This window comes from Pseudomonas abietaniphila (assembly GCF_039697315.1).
In the GTDB taxonomy this organism is placed as follows: Bacteria; Pseudomonadota; Gammaproteobacteria; order Pseudomonadales; family Pseudomonadaceae; genus Aquipseudomonas; species Aquipseudomonas abietaniphila_B.
Genome location: NZ_CP155619.1, coordinates 5,847,541 through 5,866,015 on the forward strand (window position 1 = coordinate 5,847,541; position 18,475 = coordinate 5,866,015).

Consider the following 18,475-nt stretch of genomic DNA (forward strand, 5'->3'; position numbering starts at 1 on the left):
GGAGCATATATGCCCTGGAAACATGCATCATCGGGTCTGGTTATGTTGGCAGCCGTGTTGGCGGGGTGCAGCAGTACCTCCGAGACGTCGAAACCTGCCGAGAGCGCGGTTGCTACCGAATCCGGTCATTCCCGTTGTGATGCTGGCGCCGCGCAATTCGCGGTGGGCAAACCGGCATCGGCGGCCTTGCTGGAGCAGGCGCGCGTCAAGGCGGGCGCACAGACGGCCAGAGTGCTTGGGCCCAACGACATGGTCACGCTGGAGTACCGATCTGATCGCCTGAATCTGAATACCGATCAGGCCACAACGGTCAATCGCGTCAACTGTGGCTAAGCACCGTTTTTGAGGCAAAAAAAACCCCGTCAGTGACGGGGTTTTTTTAGCACGCTCGGATTACTCCGGGCGAACCTGAGCGGCTTGCATGCCCTTTTGGCCTTTCTCAGCCACGAAAGAGACAGTCTGGCCTTCTTTCAGGCTTTTGAAACCGTCGGATTCGATAGCTTTGAAGTGTACGAACAGGTCGTCACCGCCACCTTGTGGAGTGATAAAGCCGAAGCCTTTTTCATCGTTGAACCATTTTACGGTGCCGGTTTGGCGATTAGACATGGTGTATCTCCAGAAACATAATTTTCAGTAGTGCTGTGTTGCTCAGGCCAACTGGGCACACGGTGGCTATCATAGTCGAATTGTGTGAATGCTGGACTTTTTCAGTAAGAACTTTGCGTCAGTGCCGCAAATATAGTGAGCAAAAAGCGCGGCCACTTAACTGTTTCAACCAGGAGATGAGCCGCCGTTCAGAGCAGTCCGAGTGACCGAAGCCCCCGTATTTCGCGGGCTTCGGTCATTCTTGGTAGATGTCTTGTCGGGAAGGCTGCGACCTTCTCATCGCGGAATGTAAATTTTTTATTTTTTGCCTTTGAGGCAGTTTTCGCTCACGGCTTTTTGCAGGCGAGAGGTCATTTCGGTACTCGGAGGCGTCGTTTTGTCATTCAACGAAGCGATCTCCTTGTCCGAGAAATTCTTGTTGATCTGTTGAGCGCCGCATTCGCAATGCGCTTGTACGGCCTTGGCGTCCATCCCCGGATTATTCTGGGTGGCGGCGGCGGAGCACTCATTCATGTAAGTCGTCTTGGTTTTTGCGTCCATGGCGGCATGAGCGCTGATCGGAAGAGTCAACGCCAACGGTGCAAGGAGGGCGGCAACACGTAGAAGCTTCATGGTGGTTTCCTTTTTGTCTGTGGAACCTGCGAAAGCACAGGTCTTTAACGGGCCTCGGTTAATCTGACGGCAGGGATTCGCACCAGTTCAGTGTTCGGAGCTTTCCCACAGTGACTGAAGAAAACTTTATAGCCGCAGCAACCGGGTTATATGACCCGCGACAGACGGGCTGTGCTAGGATGCGCGTCCTGTAGATTCGCTCGCGTCTCGCGGGGCAGGGATTGCTTGAAGCGATTCCTGTCGATTTCGTCAAATCCAGTCACTCTGGTTCGGTCCAACGGTTGGCCCTCGGGCTCCTGCCACTGTGAGGCAGGTACACCACCGAATCGCGTACTGGCTCTATCCCAACCCACGTGACCTTTGGTAGGGGTCACCACTAGGAGAGGAGGCGCCATGCCAACTATTACTCTTCCCGACGGCAGTCAACGTTCTTTCGATCACCCGGTATCCGTTGCCGAGGTCGCGGCCTCCATTGGCGCAGGCCTTGCCAAGGCCACCGTGGCCGGCAAGGTCAACGGTCAATTGGTCGATGCCAGTGACATCATTGCTGCCGACGCGAGTCTGCAAATCATCACCCCGAAAGACCAGGAAGGCCTGGAGATCATTCGTCACTCCTGCGCCCACCTGGTTGGCCATGCGGTCAAGCAGCTGTACCCGACCGCGAAAATGGTGATCGGTCCTGTCATCGATGACGGCTTCTATTACGATATCGCCTACGAGCGCCCGTTCACGCCAGACGACATGGCGGCGATCGAGCAGCGCATGCAGCAGCTGATCGAAAAGGATTACGACGTCATCAAGAAGGTCACTCCGCGCGCGGAAGTGATCGAAGTGTTCAAGGCACGTGGCGAAGACTACAAATTGCGCCTGGTCGAGGACATGCCGAATGAAACGGCGATGGGCCTCTACTACCACGAAGAATATGTCGACATGTGCCGTGGTCCGCACGTGCCGAATACCCGCTTCCTCAAATCGTTCAAGCTGACCAAGCTGTCCGGTGCCTACTGGCGCGGCGACGCCAAGAACGAGCAGCTGCAGCGCGTGTACGGCACCGCCTGGGCTGACAAGAAGCAACTGGCTGCTTATATCCAGCGCATCGAAGAAGCTGAAAAACGCGACCATCGCAAGATCGGCAAGCGTTTGGGCCTGTTCCACACGCAAGAAGAAGCGCCAGGCATGGTGTTCTGGCATCCCAACGGCTGGACGCTGTATCAGGTGCTTGAGCAATACATGCGCAAGACTCAGCGTGAAAATGGCTATCTGGAAATCAAGACGCCGCAAGTGGTTGACCGCTCGCTGTGGGAGAAATCCGGGCACTGGGCCAACTACGCTGAAAACATGTTCACCACCGAGTCGGAAAGCCGCGACTACGCGATCAAGCCGATGAACTGCCCTTGCCATGTGCAGGTGTTCAATCAAGGCCTGAAGAGCTACCGCGAGCTGCCGATGCGTCTGGCCGAGTTCGGTGCCTGCCACCGTAACGAGCCGTCGGGTGCGCTGCACGGCATCATGCGTGTGCGTGCGTTCACTCAGGATGATGCCCACATTTTCTGCACCGAAGAGCAGATGCAGGCCGAATCCGCTGCATTCATCAAGCTGACCATGGATGTCTATGCCGACTTCGGCTTCAAGGACATCGAGATGAAGCTGTCGACTCGCCCGGAAAAGCGTGTCGGTTCGGATGACTTGTGGGATCGCGCGGAAGCTGCGTTGGCCGCTGCGCTGGACAGCGCCGGCCTGCCGTACGATCTGCAGCCGGGCGAGGGCGCGTTCTATGGTCCGAAAATTGAATTTTCCCTCAAGGACTGCTTGGGTCGCGTGTGGCAATGCGGTACATTGCAGCTCGATTTCAACCTGCCAATCCGTTTGGGTGCCGAATTCGTTTCGGAAGACAACGGTCGTAAGCATCCGGTCATGTTGCACCGTGCGATTCTCGGTTCCTTCGAGCGTTTCATCGGAATTCTGATCGAGCACTACGAAGGTGCATTCCCCGCCTGGCTGGCGCCAACTCAGGCAGTGATCATGAATATCACTGATAAACAGGCAGATTTTGCCCTTGAGGTGGAAAAAACTCTGGCTGAAAGCGGGTTTCGTGCCAAGTCCGACTTGAGAAATGAAAAGATCGGCTTTAAAATCCGCGAGCATACTTTGCTCAAGGTTCCTTATCTCCTCGTTATCGGAGATCGGGAGGTTGAAACGCAAACTGTCGCTGTGCGTACCCGTGAAGGCGCAGACCTCGGCTCAATGCCGGTCGCTCAATTCTCGGAGTTTCTTGCACAAGCGGTTTCCCGGCGTGGTCGCCAAGATTCGGAGTAATTATTATTAAGCGTGAAATGAGACAAGATAAACGAGCTGCACCGAAGGCCCCGATCAACGAGAATATCTCGGCACGCGAGGTTCGGTTAATTGGCGCTGACGGCGAGCAGGTTGGCATCGTCTCGATTGATGAAGCGCTTCGTATAGCTGAAGAAGCCAAGCTCGATCTGGTAGAAATTTCTGCCGACGCAGTACCGCCTGTCTGTCGTGTGATGGACTACGGCAAATCGATCTTCGAGAAGAAGAAGCAGATTGCTGCGGCGAAGAAGAACCAGAAGCAGATTCAGGTTAAAGAAATCAAGTTTCGTCCAGGGACGGAGGAAGGGGATTACCAGGTAAAACTACGCAACCTGGTACGTTTCCTGAGTGACGGGGACAGGGCCAAGGTATCGTTGAGATTCCGCGGTCGTGAGATGGCCCACCAGGAGCTGGGTATGGAGCTGTTGAAGCGGGTCGAACAAGACCTGCTCGAATACGGCGCCGTCGAACAGCATCCTAAGATGGAAGGACGCCAGCTGATCATGGTCATCGCCCCGAAAAAGAAGAAATAACCACCAGGGCACGGCAGGCCTTGCGGTTATGTTTATCAACTGAATGCGGAGTATCCGAACATGCCAAAGATGAAGACTAAAAGTGGTGCAGCTAAGCGGTTTCTGAAAACCGCGAATGGCATCAAGCACAAGCACGCTTTCAAGAGCCACATCCTGACCAAAATGTCGACCAAGCGTAAGCGTCAACTGCGCGGAAGCAGCCTGCTGCATCCGTCTGACGTGGCAAAAGTCGAGCGCATGCTGCGCCTTCGTTAATTTTGATCAAGAATAGAGGAAGTAACTCATGGCTCGTGTAAAGCGTGGCGTCATTGCCCGTAAGCGTCACAAAAAAATTCTGAAACTTGCTAAAGGCTACTACGGCGCGCGTTCACGCGTATTCCGTGTTGCCAAGCAAGCGGTAATCAAGGCAGGCCAATACGCCTACCGTGACCGTCGTCAGAAAAAACGTCAGTTCCGCGCTCTGTGGATCGCTCGTATCAACGCTGGTGCGCGTGTCAACGGTCTGTCCTACAGCCGTTTCATCGCTGGCCTGAAAAAAGCGTCGATCGAAATCGACCGTAAGGTTCTGGCTGATCTGGCAGTGAACGAAAAAGCGGCGTTTGCTGCGATTGTCGAGAAAGCTAAAGCCACTCTGGCCTAAGTCCCCGGCAATCACCGGACCTCGTTACGGGGTTCGGTGTTAAACGTCATAGATAGGGGAAGAGCCTTGTAAGCTCTTCCCCTATTTCGTATCTGGAGTCTGTACATGGAAAACCTGGACGCGCTGGTCTCTCAAGCACTTGAGGCTGTGCAAAGCGCCGAAGATATCAATGCCCTGGAGCAAATCCGGGTTCACTACCTCGGCAAGAAGGGTGAATTGACTCAGGTGATGAAGACCCTGGGGAATTTGCCGGCTGAAGAGCGTCCGCAAGTCGGTGCGCTGATCAACGTTGCCAAGGAGCGTGTCACAGAGGTTCTCAATGCGCGTAAGGCGTCCTTCGAGGAAGCGGATCTTGCCGCCAAACTCGCCGCCGAATCGATTGACGTAACCCTGCCTGGCCGCGGACAGACCACTGGTGGTCTGCACCCCGTCACCCGGACTCTGGAACGTATCGAACAATTCTTCACCCACATAGGCTACGGCATCGCCGAAGGCCCTGAGGTGGAAGACGATTACCACAACTTCGAAGCGCTCAACATCCCAGGCCACCACCCGGCCCGGTCGATGCACGACACCTTCTATTTCAATGCGAACATGTTGCTGCGCACCCATACCTCGCCGGTACAGGTCCGCACCATGGAATCGAACAAGCCGCCGATCCGCATCGTCTGCCCAGGCCGTGTGTACCGTAGCGACTCCGATATCACTCACTCTCCGATGTTCCATCAGGTCGAAGGCCTGCTGGTCGACCGCGATATCAACTTCGCCGACCTGAAAGGAACCATCGAGGAGTTTCTGCGCGTGTTCTTTGAAAAAGAACTGGCAGTGCGTTTCCGCCCCTCGTATTTCCCGTTCACCGAGCCGTCCGCCGAAGTCGATATGGAATGCGTGATGTGCAGCGGTAAAGGCTGCCGCGTCTGCAAGCAGACCGGCTGGCTGGAAGTCATGGGCTGCGGCATGGTTCATCCGAACGTGCTGCGTATGTCCGGCATCGATCCGGAAGAATTCCAGGGCTTTGCTTTCGGCATGGGCGCAGAGCGTCTCGCCATGCTGCGTTACGGCGTCAATGACTTGCGCCTGTTCTTCGACAACGACTTGCGGTTCCTCGCGCAATTTCGCTAGGAACCCTGCGCGACGCCACCGGATGGGTGGTGTTCGTGCGGCGGTCAGGTCGCAGATCCGTAACGAATCTATCAGGAGAGCAGGATGAAATTCAGTGAACAGTGGTTGCGTGGCTGGGTAAGCCCGCAAGTCTCCCGTGACGAGCTGGTAGCGCGTCTGTCCATGGCAGGGCTGGAGGTCGACAGCGTGACCCCGGCCGCCGGAGTTTTCAGTGGTGTTGTAGTCGGTGAGGTCGTGAGCACCGAACAGCATCCAGACGCTGACAAACTGCGCGTTTGTCAGGTCAGCAATGGTTCGGAAACGTTTCAGGTTGTCTGCGGTGCGCCCAACGTGCGCCCGGGCCTGAAGATTCCTTTCGCCATGATCGGCGCCGAATTGCCGGGCGACTTCAAGATCAAGAAGGCGAAGCTGCGTGGCGTCGAGTCCAATGGCATGCTCTGCTCACAGGCTGAACTGCAAGTGGGCGAGGGCAACGACGGCCTGATGGAATTGCCGGCCGATGCACCGGTGGGCAAGGATTTCCGTGCCTACCTGGAGCTGGACGACGCCAGTATCGAAGTCGACCTGACGCCTAACCGTGGCGACTGCCTGTCCGTCGCCGGTCTGGCCCGTGAAGTGGGCGCGTTGTATGACGCGACCGTCACACGCCCGCAGGTTGCCGTTGTTCCAGCGGTCCACGATGAAGTGCGCCCGGTCGACGTCCTGGCCCCGGCTGCCTGCCCGCGTTACCTGGGTCGTGTCATTCGTAATGTTGACCTGTCGCGTCCGACCCCGCTCTGGATGGTCGAGCGCCTGCGCCGCTCCGACGTGCGCAGCATCGACGCCGCCGTCGACATCACCAACTACGTCATGCTCGAGCTGGGCCAGCCACTGCACGCATTCGACCTCGCCGAGATCAACGGCGGGATCCGTGTTCGAATGGCGGAAGAGGGCGAGAAGCTTGTTCTGCTGGACGGCCAGGAAGTCAGCCTGCGCGCCGACACCCTGGTCATCGCCGACCACCAGCGTGCGTTGGCTATCGCTGGCGTGATGGGTGGCGAACACAGTGGCGTAAACACTGCGACCACGCGTGACATCTTCCTGGAAAGTGCTTTCTTCGATCAGATCGCAGTCGCCGGTAAAGCGCGCTCGTATGGTCTGCACACCGACGCTTCGCACCGCTATGAGCGCGGTGTTGACTGGCAGCTGGCGCGTGAAGCGATGGAACGAGCCACGGGCCTGCTTCTGGAGATCACGGGCGGCGAAGCCGGTCCGATCATCGAAACCGTCAGCGAGCAATACCTGCCGTCGATCGCACCCGTGATTCTGCGCGCCGATCGTATCGAGCAGATGCTCGGCATGAAGATGGAAGCGACTGAAGTCGAGCGCCTGCTCTCCGGGTTGGGCCTTGACGTTGCCGCTGATACGGCCGGCCAATGGCGCGTTGAAGTGCCAAGTCACCGTTTCGACATCTCGCTCGAAGTCGACTTGATTGAAGAACTGGCGCGTCTGTACGGTTACAACCGCCTGCCGGTTCGCTATCCGCAGGCACGTCTGGCACCCCAGGCCCGCGCCGAAGCGCAGGGTGATCTGCCAGCGCTGCGTCGTCTGTTGGTCGCGCGGGGATACCAGGAAGCAATTACGTACAGCTTCATCGATCAGAAATGGTTCGAACTGTTCAATCCTGGCGTCGAACCGCTGCTGTTGGCCAATCCGATTTCCGCCGACATGGCGGCCATGCGTTCGTCGCTGTGGCCAGGTCTGGTCAAGGTGCTTCAGCACAACCTCAATCGCCAACAGGACCGCGTACGCCTGTTCGAAAGTGGTCTGCGCTTCGTTGGTCAACTGGAAGGTTTGAAACAAGAGCCTATGCTGGCAGGTGTGATCTGCGGCAGCCGTTTTCCTGAAGGTTGGGCGCAGGGGCGCGATGCCGTGGACTTCTTCGACGTCAAGGCCGACGTTGAAGCCGTGCTTGGCTTCGCAGGTGCACTGGATGACTTCCGCTTCGTCCCGGGCAAACACCCGGCGCTTCATCCGGGCCAGACCGCGCGCATTGAGCGAGACGGTCGCGAAGTCGGGTACATCGGCGCCTTGCACCCGGAGCTGAGCAAGACGCTGGGCCTTGATCGTCCGGTCTTCGTGTTCGAACTGGTCCTGGCTGATGTTGCGCAGGGGCGTCTACCGAAATTCCACGAATTGTCGCGCTTCCCTGAGGTCCGTCGTGACCTGGCATTGCTCGCAGATCGTGAGGTTGCGGCGACGGCGGTGATGGACGTTATTCGTGAAAATGCAGGGGAATGGCTGACAGACCTCAGGTTATTTGATGTTTATCAGGGTAAAGGCATTGATCCGCATAGAAAAAGCCTTGCAGTTGGCTTGACCTGGCAACATCCATCGCGCACTCTTACTGACGATGAGGTAAACGCTTCGACGCAGCAAATTCTCACCTCGCTTGAGGAAAGGTTAAACGCCACGTTAAGGAAGTAGCGTATGGGGGCTCTGACGAAAGCTGAGATGGCCGAACGTCTGTACGAAGAGCTAGGCCTGAATAAACGAGAAGCCAAGGAACTGGTTGAGCTGTTCTTTGAGGAAATCAGGCACGCTCTGGAAGATAACGAGCAGGTCAAATTGTCCGGATTCGGCAATTTTGACCTGCGAGATAAACGCCAGCGACCGGGTCGAAATCCCAAGACAGGGGAAGAAATTCCGATTACGGCTCGCCGTGTGGTCACCTTTCGCCCAGGGCAGAAACTGAAGGCCCGAGTTGAGGCTTATGCTGGAACCAAGTCATAACGACGAGCTACCGCCTATTCCCGGCAAACGCTACTTCACCATCGGTGAAGTCAGCGAGCTCTGCGCGGTCAAACCGCACGTTCTGCGTTATTGGGAGCAGGAGTTTCCTCAACTCAACCCGGTCAAGCGCCGCGGGAATCGTCGGTATTATCAGCGACAGGACGTGCTGATGATCCGACAGATCCGTGCGTTGCTGTATGACCAGGGGTTCACCATCGGCGGCGCCCGCTTGCGGATGTCCAGCGATGAGGTCAAGGATGATTCCTTGCAGTACAAGCAACTGATCAAACAAATGATCACTGAACTGGAAGATGTTTTGGTCGTGCTGCGCACCTGACGCCGTTCAATCAAAATACTTCCATCATTCAAAAGCTTAGGGTATATTCCTCGACGCTTTCGCAAGAAGCGACAACAGATTCACGCCTAGTCGGGGCGTAGCGCAGTCCGGTAGCGCACTAGCATGGGGTGCTAGGGGTCGAGTGTTCGAATCACTCCGTCCCGACCATATATTTCAATGACTTAGCCGCCTTTTGGTGGCTTTGTTGTTTCTAGGTCAGTGACTTTTCGAGTGACCCTGCCGTTTTTCATCATGCATTCCTCCTCTTCAGAATCGTCAGCGCTGGTGCGCGCGAGTCGGTTACTGATACCTTATTTGCCGCTGCAATCAGTTGATCCAGCTCTGCTGCTGAGTAGTGACTGGTGATGCTTCCGTTCTTGTGGCCCAGCAATGCCTTGCGATCCTCTTCTGTCACGCCTGCTGCACGCAGCCTTCTGCCAAAGGTGTGCTTCAGGTCGTGAACACGGATGCGCAAATACCCATCGTGAGCCTTGCGCAGGAACTTCTCCCCCCATTTCGCCGCCGCCCTGACTCGTGCCTTCTTCCAGGCCGAGTCATTCATGCGGTGAACGGTCGTTTCATTCCCTTCACTATCTGGCTTGCCAAACGGAAACACGTACAGCGGATGCTTGCCGCGCTGCTGCTCGATGACTGATTTTGCAACGTCATTCAAAATCACCAAGCGCTCATCCCGGTTTTTCACGCCGGCCTTCGCGCTTCGGCCGCCAAACCCGGCTGGGATCAGAAACACACTGGTCTTCAACTCGGGTACCGGAATTTCCCAATCCCACTGTAATTTGCACACCTCTTGCTCCCGGCAGCCGGTGTTCACCTTGAAAATTGCCATCGTCTGAAGGTGCGCCGGTAACTCAGCGAACAGAATCGATTGCTCATCCCGCGACAAAGGGTAGGGCTTTCGGGAGTTCGTCTTTTCGTCCAGCAGTGAAATCATCGGCACCACGTCCAGCCATGGGCGCCGCTCTTCGTCCCGCCACTTCCTTGCGCAAAGATTCAGAACCCTGATGACGCGTTGCAGCGCGATCACAGCGCGCACATGCTCTACGTAGATCTTGATGCCGGGGTTTGTGCTTGGGGATTCAAGGTCGAACCGCCCAGCAATGTCGTCCGACAGGTCTTTCAGCGCTTCTGTCAGCTCGTTTATTGCATCCAGCGACCGTTAGGCGGCATGAAATTTCCTTGTCAAATAGATTGCTCTCGTGGACTCAGGCCGGGTGATCATCGGTGGTAGCGCCAAATTTTCACTTTCTGCCGATGTTTTATGACTTTCGAAGCCGCCGAGGAGTGATAAATCCAAAGCACCTCGAATACGTACATCGGGCACGCGCCCAATAGCATGGCAACTGGTGAGGCTGACAAGGGATGATCAGATACGGTCACGACGTTCTTGAGTCCTGCCGCAAGAATCCAGAACCCGAACCAGAGCAAGAATATGATCTGTGAGGTGTGTCCACGGCTCACCTCTCGGGCTATCCAGGCTTCGTCAAACCGGTAGGTACGCAGAAATCTCAGTTCGCGAAGTCGGACGCCTCTCGCTAGTGATTGTTTTGAGCCTGCACGTCGACGAAACCGCGCTATAACCCACGTGGAAGAGCTTAGCGACACGCTCTTGAGCTTCCGCCATGCCAGAGTAGCTATGGCGACGGCGACCGTGCCAATGATGCCATCGGCACCGGCGTTCCAGATGCGGTCGAGAAAAGCCAAAGCTGATGAAAGGTCAATCTGCATGAGTGGAGTGATTTGCGTTGGTAAAGGGGCTTATGTTTCGGTGTGGTCAGGTTGCGGATCAAGCATCGCGAGCATCATTTGGTCATGCACCGCTCGTGTTGCCCTATAGAACATGCGTCGATCCAGCAGCAGGGTTTTCATGCAGCGAGCGAAGGCGAGATGTTTTGGCTCCGCGGATATAGCTACGACCCTGTCGCTGCTCGTGTACGTCACCCTCCAAGTGGTAACGCCTAATCAGGCCGTCGTCCCGTTTGGTGTGACCGAGGAGTTTGAAGGTGAGGGCAGACATTCCACATTCCTTGTTCGTTGCCTAGCTGAGATACCTAGGTTTCAGAGCTACTCGTAGCAGGACTCAAGGGTCTGGACTTCTCCAAGCGCCCATACGCGATGCTGTCGCGAGTCGTGTCCATTTGTTTGATCGAATCCGAGCGCAGCTCCGACATGCCAGCGAACGGTTAACGCTTTTTCTTTGGCATATCCGTTGAGATTTTCATCGATGCTCAGGTCGTTCACAAGGTGCTGAACTGCTGAGAAAAGGGCTGATCGCTCAAATACGGTGTTCGCATCGTCGAGAGCGTCAACGAGTGTGGAAAGCGCTTCAACCTTTGCCTTTATGTGGCTCATCTATCACTCCAGTAAACGATCGTGACCTGAACACGGGTATCCCGAATTTTGTCTCCATCCAGAATCTTGAGAGGGGACTTCGGTTCGGTGACACTGACTGAAACGAGGTATTCCTCTGTCACGCCGAACTCAGCTGCCCGCTCGTTGAAATCGCTCAGGATCTAGCTGACGCTGAGCCCCGCAACCTCGTAGCATCTTAATTTACGCATGAATTTTCCTTGTTTGTAAGCTTATCTCGGATGGTAGGGCAGTTGAGCACAGCGGGGCGAGCAGCGTCTATTCCCGATCTCTTACCATTTTGATGAAGTCCTCATTAGGTGGAACGTTCTCAACGGGGGTCGTGAGAAAGCGCGCTTCACGATGAATCATTGCGCTAAGCAATTCGCCAGGAGTGGCGCCATATTTCTCTGAAGTTTGACGAAGTGCTCATACGCTGGTGGGTCGATCGGAACCAGGTTATTCAATGACTTAGCCCAACCTTTTCAGGTCGGGCTTTTTCATGCTTCGGGGAAATTTCGGGACTTCATCTTTCTATGCCTGCCTCCCTTCAGCATTGTCAGAACCGGTCCTCTCAAATCGGTTGCCGACACCATATTTGCCTTTAACTCAAGCGGGTGTCTCTTAAGCCGATAGCCTTGAACTGCATTCCGCAGTGCATGGAGGCGTTATGAAGAGAATCGCAATCGCTGGGTTAGTCGCTTTGCTGTCGATAGTGTCGGTGTCCGCTTCGGCCTGTCCTAAGGGCACGCATCCGACTGGCGGGACAGGGTCCCATCACAAGGGCGGAACCTGCGTTTAATTGGAAGCCCAGCGGTGTGCTGGGCTTTTTGCCTCAGCTTCAAGCCGTCGCATTTGGAGCCGAAACCACGGTGTATGACAGCCCTTCCAGCGTGAAAAGGGTTCTCCACTCAAGATGGCCGGGCTTTGGCTCGCAGAGCAGCTGTACGGAGGACTCGTATACCGCTTCGACAATCGCGATATCGCCTGGCGCTGCCTCCTTGGCGTTGATCCAGTCAACACGTGCGGTCGCGGATGGATCGATGCGCGCCAGCCTGACCCAATCGCCTTGATAGAGCTGTTCATTGGAATCCGACACTTTTGTCCCTTCGCCAAAACCTATTGTGCGCAAGGCTACCTTGAGTTCGCAGACTTGCCCAACTCGATTGGAATGCTGCTTCGGCCCTTTCAGTAAGGGCGTGTCTATCATCCAGCGAGCCAGGCTAGCGATCATTTCGGCGCCAATTGACGCCGAAGACAAGGTATAAACCGGTCGTCTCCTATGTCTGATGGCTCATTGCTAGCCTCGTTTCCTTCTGCTATACCCGCTTGGCGGCTGTTAAGAAATCGAGACAGCGTTGAGGGATCGAGGTCCTAAAGTTGAACCAATCTTCAAACTTCCAGCTGTCGATAGATGAGCTGAACGCTATTGCCGAAATTGAGGCAACCACCAATATTTTAAAACTGATCGTGCGGCTGACGGGGCTGCGCTTCGCGGCGATCGTGAAGTTCTGCGACAAAGACTGGGTCGCGTGCAGCGTGAACGACGAGATTTGCCTGGGCATCAAGGATGGCGAGAGATTTCCGCTTGAATTCTCCATGTGCAGCAATTTGCTGGCTGACCCGTCAAATCTTGTCGTGGGCTGCATTAGCGAGAGTCCAGCGCACAAAGGCAACATTGCTGCTCAGCGCTACGGCTTTGAAAGCTCGATTTCCATTCCCATCTTTCTGCGGGACAACAGCTTGTTCGGGTCTCTGTGTGTGCTCGATCCAGACGCGAACCGATTGGAAGAGCGCGAAGCCGTCGATGTCCTTGTCATTTTTGCAAAGCTCGTCGGCAGTATCTTCCAGTGGCATTATGACCATTCTTACGAGAATGGTTTGGTTGAATCAGACATGGCCGTCTGATCCACCGTTTACACAAGCCGCCTATGGGCGGTTTTTTTATGCCTGGAAAAAAGCATGTGCCGCCATTGATAGTTTGCGCTCCGCGCTAATTACGGGTGATGCCCTCATTCGTGTCGCCGCAGAATGCCTTCTCGCACGCTCGGCAAACATAACTTCCCGCCCGCACCCGCTCTAGGAGTCAGGCTATAGCCCGTCGACGAAAACCGCCGCTCGTCGGAACATAAGCACTATCAAGAGGTTGGCTACTCAATGGGTTAGCCTAAGGAAATGGAATTTATGCGACCTAATGTTTTTGACGTACCCAATGCGCTCGATTTAATCAAAGAGCTTGATGAAGCCACTGAGCAGATGATGGCGATCGGCGTCGACAAGGTTGGCTGTCCCCAGTGGCAGGAGGCGTTTGATCGCCAGCAGCGTGCTTTTCGAAATTGGCGTGATTACCTTTATCTAAAGGCGGATGAGAAACCGCCCGTGAGCCTCCTCAACATCGCCTGACCGCTTACTCGGCGAGCGGGGCAGGGTGCGAAGTGTGAACAGTGTCTGGTGCCGGTATCTCGGTGCTATGCTGGCTGCTCATCGTATGGGAGCAGCGAAATTGAGAGTTTTCGCATTTCTTCGCGATCCAACCTTCGTGCTCGGCGTTCCATCGCTGGGGTTTGGGCTGGTTTATAACATACCGGCTTTGACCGGACTCGGGCTGTCACTCCTTGCGTGCGCGCTGATCGTCAACTGAGGGGCATCTAATGCGCCCATGCCAGGCCTGCTTGGAGCGGTACAGCCGTCATCCTTCCGGAAGCCAAATTCGCAACGGCGAGGTGCGTCCCGTTGTCTGCTCCCGTTATTCGGCGTGCGTTCTAACCGAAAACGCACCTTCGATCTGCTTTGTTTGAATTATTTGATCAGCTATTGCTCATAGATAGATGGAGTCGATAACCGATTGCTCCAGCAAAAAGGATTTTCCCTATGCAAACTGCAGACGATTTCCGTTTTACGGCCCACACGCTTTTGCTCGCGCTGGATGAATCCACCCTCAACATGATGAAGATGGTGTCCCGGTCATCCATGGGCAGTGTCGCCTGGAAATCGGCGGTTCTTTTGCAGCAGGCCTCTTTTGCCAGTCTGCATTCGCATCTGGATCTGCCCGAAGCGGTGCAGTTGATGCAGGAAGGCCGTTTTGTCTGATGCCAGAACCGGCAGGTCGCTGGAGCATGAGGCGGGTGCAGCGTGCAGGGATGCCGCCTTTGATGAGATCTGATCGGCGCACCATTCGCCCGAAACAAAACAGCCCGGCTTTGTGCCGGGCTGTTTTTACGCTTGATGCTGATACAGGCTGAGGCCGTCGCGCTTAGCGGCTCCCGTCACTCGTCATACCCAAGGTTAGGCGCCAGCCATCGCTCGGTGACGCGCATCTCCTGTCCCTTACGGGCGTTGTAGCTCTCCACTTGGTCCTTGTCGACTTTGCCAACGGCGAAGTATTGCGCCTGTGGGTGGGCGAAGTACCAGCCGCTGACGGCCGCTGCCGGGAACATCGCGTAGTGCTCGGTCAGGAACACGCCGCTGATGCCGGGTTTGCCTTCACCGTCCTGGGTCGGGTCCAGCAGGTCGAACAGCACGCCTTTCTCGGTGTGGTCCGGGCAGGCCGGGTAACCGGGGGCAGGGCGGATGCCGACGTATTTCTCTTTGATCAGGTCTTCGTTGTCCAGTTGCTCGTCGGTGGCGTAGCCCCAGTAGTCTTTACGCACTTGCTGGTGCAGCCATTCGGCGCAGGCCTCGGCCAGACGATCGGCCAGCGCTTTGACCATGATCGCGTTGTAGTCGTCGCCCTTGTCCTGATAGGCCTTGGACACTTCCTCGGCGCCGATGCCGGCGGTGGTAATGAAGCCGCCGACATAATCGGTCACGCCGCTGCCTTTCGGTGCCACGAAGTCGGCGAGCGAGAAGTTGGGCTTGCCGTCGGTCTTGATGATCTGCTGACGCAGGTGATGCAGTTTTGCCAATGGCTGGCCGTCATCGCCATACAGCTCCAGATCGTCATGGTCCACCTGATTGGCGGGCCAGAAGCCGAACACCGCGCGGCTGCGGATCAGTTTCTCGTCGATCAGTTTGCGCAGCAGTTCCTGGGCGTCGTTGAACAGCGAAGTCGCTGCTTCACCGACGACTTCGTCCGTGAGAATGCGCGGGTATTTGCCGGCCAGGTCCCACGAGATAAAGAACGGGGTCCAGTCGATGTAGTCGACCAGCACGTTGAGGTCGATGTCTTCCAGCACTTTGACGCCGGTGAACGTCGGTTTGACCGGCTGATAGCTGGCCCAGTCGAACTGTGGCTTCTTGGCAATCGCCGCGCTGTAGCTCAGCCGTTCGGTGCGGGCGCTGCGGGCCGAGGTGCGCTCACGCACTTCCACGTATTCGGCACGGGTTTTTTCGATGAAACCGGCTTTCAGTTCCTTGGACAGCAGCTGGGTCGCCACGCCCACGGCGCGCGAGGCGTCGGTCACGTAAATCACTGCGTCGTTGCTGTATTTGGGCTCGATCTTCACGGCCGTGTGCGCCTTGGACGTGGTCGCGCCGCCGATCATCAACGGCAGGCTGAAGTTCTGACGCTGCATTTCGCGGGCGACATGAACCATCTCATCCAGCGACGGCGTGATCAGACCGGACAGGCCGATGATGTCGCACTTCTCGTCCTTGGCGACCTGCAGGATTTTTTCCGCAGGCACCATGACGCCGAGGTCGACGATGTCGTAACCGTTACAACCCAGCACGACGCCCACGATGTTCTTGCCGATGTCGTGCACATCGCCCTTGACCGTTGCCATCAGGATCTTGCCCTTGGCCTCCGGTTTGTCGCCTTTTTCCGCTTCGATGAACGGGATCAAGTGCGCAACCGCCTGCTTCATCACGCGCGCGGATTTCACCACCTGCGGCAGGAACATCTTGCCCGAACCGAACAAGTCGCCGACCACGTTCATGCCGGCCATCAGCGGGCCTTCGATGACCTCGATGGGGCGTGCGAAGGACTGACGCGAGAGCTCGGTGTCCTCGACAATGTGGGTGGTGATGCCTTTGACCAGCGCGTGCTTGAGGCGCTCGTTGACCTCCCAACCGCGCCATTCCTCGGTTTCAGCTTCCTTGACCGAACCATCGCCCTTGAACTTGTCGGCAATCGCCAGCAACGCGTCGGTGCCGTTGGGGGTGCGGTTCAGCACCACGTCTTCCACCGCGTCGCGCAGCTCGGCAGGAATCTCGTCGTAGATTTCCAGTTGGCCGGCGTTGACGATGCCCATGGTCAGGCCGTTGCGGATGGCGTGCAGCAGGAACACCGAGTGAATCGCCTCGCGCACCGGGTTGTTGCCCCGGAACGAGAACGACACGTTGGAGACACCGCCGGACGTCAGCGCATACGGCAGCTCGTCACGGATGTAGGCGCAGGCATTGATGAAGTCGACCGCGTAGTTGTTGTGCTCCTCGATGCCGGTGGCGACGGCGAAGATGTTCGGGTCGAAGATGATGTCTTCCGGCGGGAAGCCGACTTCGTTGACCAGAATGTCATAGGAGCGTTTGCAGATTTCTTTCTTGCGCGCTTCGGTGTCGGCTTGACCAGCCTCGTCGAACGCCATCACCACCACCGCGGCGCCATAGCGCTTGCACAGTTTGGCGTGGTGGATGAACTGCTCGACACCCTCCTTCATGCTGATCGAGTTGACGATGCCCTTGCCCTGAATGCACTTGAGGCCTGCTTCGATCACTTCCCATTTCGAGGAGTCGATCATGATCGGCACGCGGGAGATGTCCGGTTCGCCGGCAATCAGGTTGAGGAAGGTCACCATGGCCTTCTTCGAGTCCAGCATGCCTTCGTCCATGTTGATGTCGATCACCTGCGCGCCGGCTTCGACCTGTTGCAGGGCGACTTCCAGGGCCTCGGTGTAGTTGTCTTCACGGATCAGGCGGGCGAAGCGGGCAGAGCCGGTGATGTTGGTGCGCTCGCCGACGTTGACGAACAGCGAGCTGCGATCAATGGTGAACGGCTCCAGACCCGACAGGCGACAGGCCTTGGGAATGTCCGGAATCGCACGCGGCGCGTAGCGGGCAACGATGTTGGCGATGGCTTTGATGTGTGCCGGCGTGGTGCCGCAGCAACCGCCGACGATGTTGAGGAAGCCGCTCTGGGCGAACTCCTCGACAACCTTGGCCATCTCGGCGGGCGCTTCGTCGTACTCGCCGAACTCGTTCGGCAGACCGGCGTTCGGGTGCGCCGACACGTGGGTGTCTGCCTTGTTGGACAGTTCTTCAAGGTACGGACGCAGTTCACTGGCGCCCAACGCGCAGTTCAGGCCGACCGAGATCGGGTTGGCGTGACGCACCGAGTTCCAGAACGCTTCGGTGGTCTGGCCCGACAGGGTCCGGCCAGACGCATCGGTGATGGTCCCGGAGATCATGATCGGCAGCTCGAAGCCGATCTCGTCGAACACGCCTTGCACGGCGAAGATCGCCGCCTTGGCGTTCAGGGTGTCGAAGATGGTTTCGATGAGGATCATGTCCGCACCGCCTTCGATCAGGCCCTTGGTGGCTTCGGTGTAGTTCTCCACCAGTTCATCGAAGGTGACGTTGCGGTAGCCAGGGTTGTTGACGTCCGGGGACAGCGAGCAGGTGCGGCTGGTCGGGCCGAGCACGCCCGCGACGAAGCGCGGCTTGTCCGGTGTTTCCAGGGTCTTGGCGTCCGCGACCTGACGCGCCAGGCGCGCGCCCTCTACGTTCAGTTCATACACCAGCGCTTCCATGCCGTAGTCGGCCTGGGAGACCTGAGTGGCGTTGAAGGTGTTGGTTTCGAGGATGTCGGCGCCGGCGTCCAGGTATTCCTTTTCGATCGCACCGATGACGTCCGGGCGGGTCAGGATCAGCAGGTCGTTGTTGCCCTTGACGTCGCTTGGCCAGTCGGCAAAGCGCTTGCCACGGTAGTCTTCCTCCTCCAGGCGATAGCTCTGGATCATGGTGCCCATGCCGCCATCGAGAATCAGAATTCGCTCTTTGAGAGCCTGCTGAAGTGCTTGAAGACGCGCGCTGCGATCTGACATGAAGAGTACCCGGATGAAGAAATACGAAATAAGGTGCTGCCGAAAAGTGCGAAATGATAGCAAACCTGTACGGTTTTAAACCGTCGCGCAATTTACATGAATTCTGCTCATGTTGATGGCCGCTCGCCACAGGTAGAATCATTGGGCATTTTTCACATTCAGGACACCGTTC

17 protein-coding genes, 1 tRNA gene and 1 pseudogene are annotated in these 18,475 nt (G+C 56.7%); 13 read left to right on the forward strand and 6 right to left on the reverse strand.

Annotated elements, in window-relative coordinates; all coding sequences use genetic code 11:
• Window positions 1-9: 9 nt before the first annotated feature.
• Window positions 10-333, forward strand: coding sequence for an I78 family peptidase inhibitor (locus ABDX87_RS25765; protein WP_346830428.1), 324 nt, complete (start codon window positions 10-12; stop codon window positions 331-333).
• A 60-nt stretch (window positions 334-393) separates the two neighbouring features.
• Here ABDX87_RS25765 and ABDX87_RS25770 read toward each other — a convergent pair whose 3' ends face one another.
• Both ABDX87_RS25770 and ABDX87_RS25775 read right to left on the reverse strand, forming a co-directional pair.
• A complete protein-coding gene (locus ABDX87_RS25770; RefSeq protein WP_003179963.1) occupies window positions 394-606 on the reverse strand; it encodes a cold-shock protein in 213 nt (70 codons plus the stop codon).
• A gap of 297 nt (window positions 607-903) precedes the next feature.
• The gene (locus ABDX87_RS25775; RefSeq protein ID WP_346830429.1) at window positions 904-1,218 is read right to left on the reverse strand and encodes a hypothetical protein; all 315 of its coding nucleotides are present in this window, start codon (window positions 1,216-1,218) and stop codon (window positions 904-906) included.
• 393 nt (window positions 1,219-1,611) lie between these two features.
• Between ABDX87_RS25775 and thrS the strand changes: the two genes are divergently transcribed.
• The 9 genes from thrS to ABDX87_RS25820 all read left to right on the forward strand — a co-directional run bounded on the left by thrS (window position 1,612) and on the right by ABDX87_RS25820 (window position 9,124).
• Window positions 1,612-3,534, forward strand: a complete 1,923-nt coding sequence (gene thrS / locus ABDX87_RS25780; RefSeq protein WP_346830430.1) for a threonine--tRNA ligase — start codon at window positions 1,612-1,614, stop codon at window positions 3,532-3,534.
• Window positions 3,534-4,085, forward strand: coding sequence for a translation initiation factor IF-3 (infC, locus tag ABDX87_RS25785; protein WP_177418420.1), 552 nt, complete (start codon window positions 3,534-3,536; stop codon window positions 4,083-4,085). Before thrS ends, infC begins: the two co-directional genes overlap by 1 nt.
• 60 nt (window positions 4,086-4,145) lie before the next feature.
• Window positions 4,146-4,340, forward strand: a complete 195-nt coding sequence (gene rpmI / locus ABDX87_RS25790; RefSeq protein WP_002553160.1) for a 50S ribosomal protein L35 — start codon at window positions 4,146-4,148, stop codon at window positions 4,338-4,340.
• A gap of 28 nt (window positions 4,341-4,368) precedes the next feature.
• Window positions 4,369-4,725 carry a 50S ribosomal protein L20 gene (gene rplT / locus ABDX87_RS25795; RefSeq protein ID WP_002553161.1) on the forward strand — a complete coding sequence of 119 codons (357 nt, stop codon included), beginning with the start codon at window positions 4,369-4,371 and terminating at the stop codon, window positions 4,723-4,725.
• A gap of 105 nt (window positions 4,726-4,830) precedes the next feature.
• Window positions 4,831-5,847, forward strand: a complete 1,017-nt coding sequence (gene pheS / locus ABDX87_RS25800) for a phenylalanine--tRNA ligase subunit alpha (RefSeq protein ID WP_081566857.1) — start codon at window positions 4,831-4,833, stop codon at window positions 5,845-5,847.
• 84 nt (window positions 5,848-5,931) lie between these two features.
• Window positions 5,932-8,313, forward strand: a complete 2,382-nt coding sequence (pheT, locus tag ABDX87_RS25805) for a phenylalanine--tRNA ligase subunit beta (protein WP_346830431.1) — start codon at window positions 5,932-5,934, stop codon at window positions 8,311-8,313.
• Window positions 8,314-8,316: 3 nt separating this feature from the next.
• Window positions 8,317-8,619, forward strand: coding sequence for an integration host factor subunit alpha (ihfA, locus tag ABDX87_RS25810; RefSeq protein WP_002553164.1), 303 nt, complete (start codon window positions 8,317-8,319; stop codon window positions 8,617-8,619).
• Window positions 8,600-8,956 (forward strand): MerR family transcriptional regulator, encoded by a 357-nt coding sequence (locus tag ABDX87_RS25815; protein ID WP_074753187.1) that lies wholly within the window; start codon window positions 8,600-8,602, stop codon window positions 8,954-8,956. The genes ihfA and ABDX87_RS25815 overlap by 20 nt, the downstream gene beginning before the upstream one ends.
• A gap of 91 nt (window positions 8,957-9,047) precedes the next feature.
• Window positions 9,048-9,124, forward strand: a tRNA-Pro gene (locus ABDX87_RS25820).
• Between the two features lie 82 nt (window positions 9,125-9,206).
• On the opposite strand, the pseudogene ABDX87_RS25825 reads toward ABDX87_RS25820, so the two are convergent.
• From ABDX87_RS25825 to ABDX87_RS25835, 3 genes and pseudogenes are all read right to left on the reverse strand, one after another.
• Window positions 9,207-9,998 (reverse strand): annotated as a pseudogene (locus tag ABDX87_RS25825) (tyrosine-type recombinase/integrase); the annotation flags it as partial.
• 1,040 nt (window positions 9,999-11,038) lie between these two features.
• Window positions 11,039-11,326: a hypothetical protein gene (locus ABDX87_RS25830; protein WP_346830432.1), complete on the reverse strand. Its 288-nt coding sequence runs from the start codon at window positions 11,324-11,326 to the stop codon at window positions 11,039-11,041.
• 838 nt (window positions 11,327-12,164) lie between these two features.
• Window positions 12,165-12,557 carry a hypothetical protein gene (locus tag ABDX87_RS25835; RefSeq protein WP_346830433.1) on the reverse strand — a complete coding sequence of 131 codons (393 nt, stop codon included), beginning with the start codon at window positions 12,555-12,557 and terminating at the stop codon, window positions 12,165-12,167.
• 146 nt (window positions 12,558-12,703) lie between these two features.
• Here ABDX87_RS25835 and ABDX87_RS25840 point away from each other — a divergent pair, with 146 nt between their 5' ends.
• The 3 genes from ABDX87_RS25840 (at window position 12,704) to ABDX87_RS25850 (ending at window position 14,413) form a co-directional block, all read left to right on the forward strand.
• Window positions 12,704-13,231, forward strand: a complete 528-nt coding sequence (locus ABDX87_RS25840; protein WP_346830434.1) for a GAF domain-containing protein — start codon at window positions 12,704-12,706, stop codon at window positions 13,229-13,231.
• Between the two features lie 276 nt (window positions 13,232-13,507).
• Complete coding sequence (locus tag ABDX87_RS25845) at window positions 13,508-13,726, forward strand: hypothetical protein (RefSeq protein WP_346830435.1); 219 nt, start codon at window positions 13,508-13,510, stop codon at window positions 13,724-13,726.
• Between the two features lie 468 nt (window positions 13,727-14,194).
• Complete coding sequence (locus ABDX87_RS25850) at window positions 14,195-14,413, forward strand: hypothetical protein (RefSeq protein ID WP_346830436.1); 219 nt, start codon at window positions 14,195-14,197, stop codon at window positions 14,411-14,413.
• 176 nt (window positions 14,414-14,589) lie between these two features.
• On the opposite strand, the gene metH is transcribed toward ABDX87_RS25850, so the two are convergent.
• Window positions 14,590-18,303, reverse strand: coding sequence for a methionine synthase (metH, locus tag ABDX87_RS25855; RefSeq protein ID WP_346830437.1), 3,714 nt, complete (start codon window positions 18,301-18,303; stop codon window positions 14,590-14,592).
• Between the last annotated feature and the right edge of the window lie 172 nt (window positions 18,304-18,475).

Excerpts from the sequence above, each read along its gene's own strand:
- metH (WP_346830437.1), bottom strand. The coding sequence starts at position 18,303 with ATGTCAGATCGCAGCGCGCGTCTTCAAGCACTTCAGCAGGCTCTCAAA.
- ABDX87_RS25775 (WP_346830429.1), bottom strand. The coding sequence starts at position 1,218 with ATGAAGCTTCTACGTGTTGCCGCCCTCCTTGCACCGTTGGCGTTGACT.
- ihfA (WP_002553164.1), top strand. The coding sequence starts at position 8,317 with ATGGGGGCTCTGACGAAAGCTGAGATGGCCGAACGTCTGTACGAAGAG.
- ABDX87_RS25815 (WP_074753187.1), top strand. The coding sequence starts at position 8,600 with ATGCTGGAACCAAGTCATAACGACGAGCTACCGCCTATTCCCGGCAAA.
- ABDX87_RS25850 (WP_346830436.1), top strand. The coding sequence starts at position 14,195 with ATGCAAACTGCAGACGATTTCCGTTTTACGGCCCACACGCTTTTGCTC.
- rpmI (WP_002553160.1), top strand. The coding sequence starts at position 4,146 with ATGCCAAAGATGAAGACTAAAAGTGGTGCAGCTAAGCGGTTTCTGAAA.
- pheS (WP_081566857.1), top strand. The coding sequence starts at position 4,831 with ATGGAAAACCTGGACGCGCTGGTCTCTCAAGCACTTGAGGCTGTGCAA.
- ABDX87_RS25830 (WP_346830432.1), bottom strand. The coding sequence starts at position 11,326 with ATGAGCCACATAAAGGCAAAGGTTGAAGCGCTTTCCACACTCGTTGAC.
- thrS (WP_346830430.1), top strand. The coding sequence starts at position 1,612 with ATGCCAACTATTACTCTTCCCGACGGCAGTCAACGTTCTTTCGATCAC.
- ABDX87_RS25765 (WP_346830428.1), top strand. The coding sequence starts at position 10 with ATGCCCTGGAAACATGCATCATCGGGTCTGGTTATGTTGGCAGCCGTG.
- rplT (WP_002553161.1), top strand. The coding sequence starts at position 4,369 with ATGGCTCGTGTAAAGCGTGGCGTCATTGCCCGTAAGCGTCACAAAAAA.
- ABDX87_RS25835 (WP_346830433.1), bottom strand. The coding sequence starts at position 12,557 with ATGATCGCTAGCCTGGCTCGCTGGATGATAGACACGCCCTTACTGAAA.
- pheT (WP_346830431.1), top strand. The coding sequence starts at position 5,932 with ATGAAATTCAGTGAACAGTGGTTGCGTGGCTGGGTAAGCCCGCAAGTC.
- ABDX87_RS25845 (WP_346830435.1), top strand. The coding sequence starts at position 13,508 with ATGCGACCTAATGTTTTTGACGTACCCAATGCGCTCGATTTAATCAAA.
- ABDX87_RS25770 (WP_003179963.1), bottom strand. The coding sequence starts at position 606 with ATGTCTAATCGCCAAACCGGCACCGTAAAATGGTTCAACGATGAAAAA.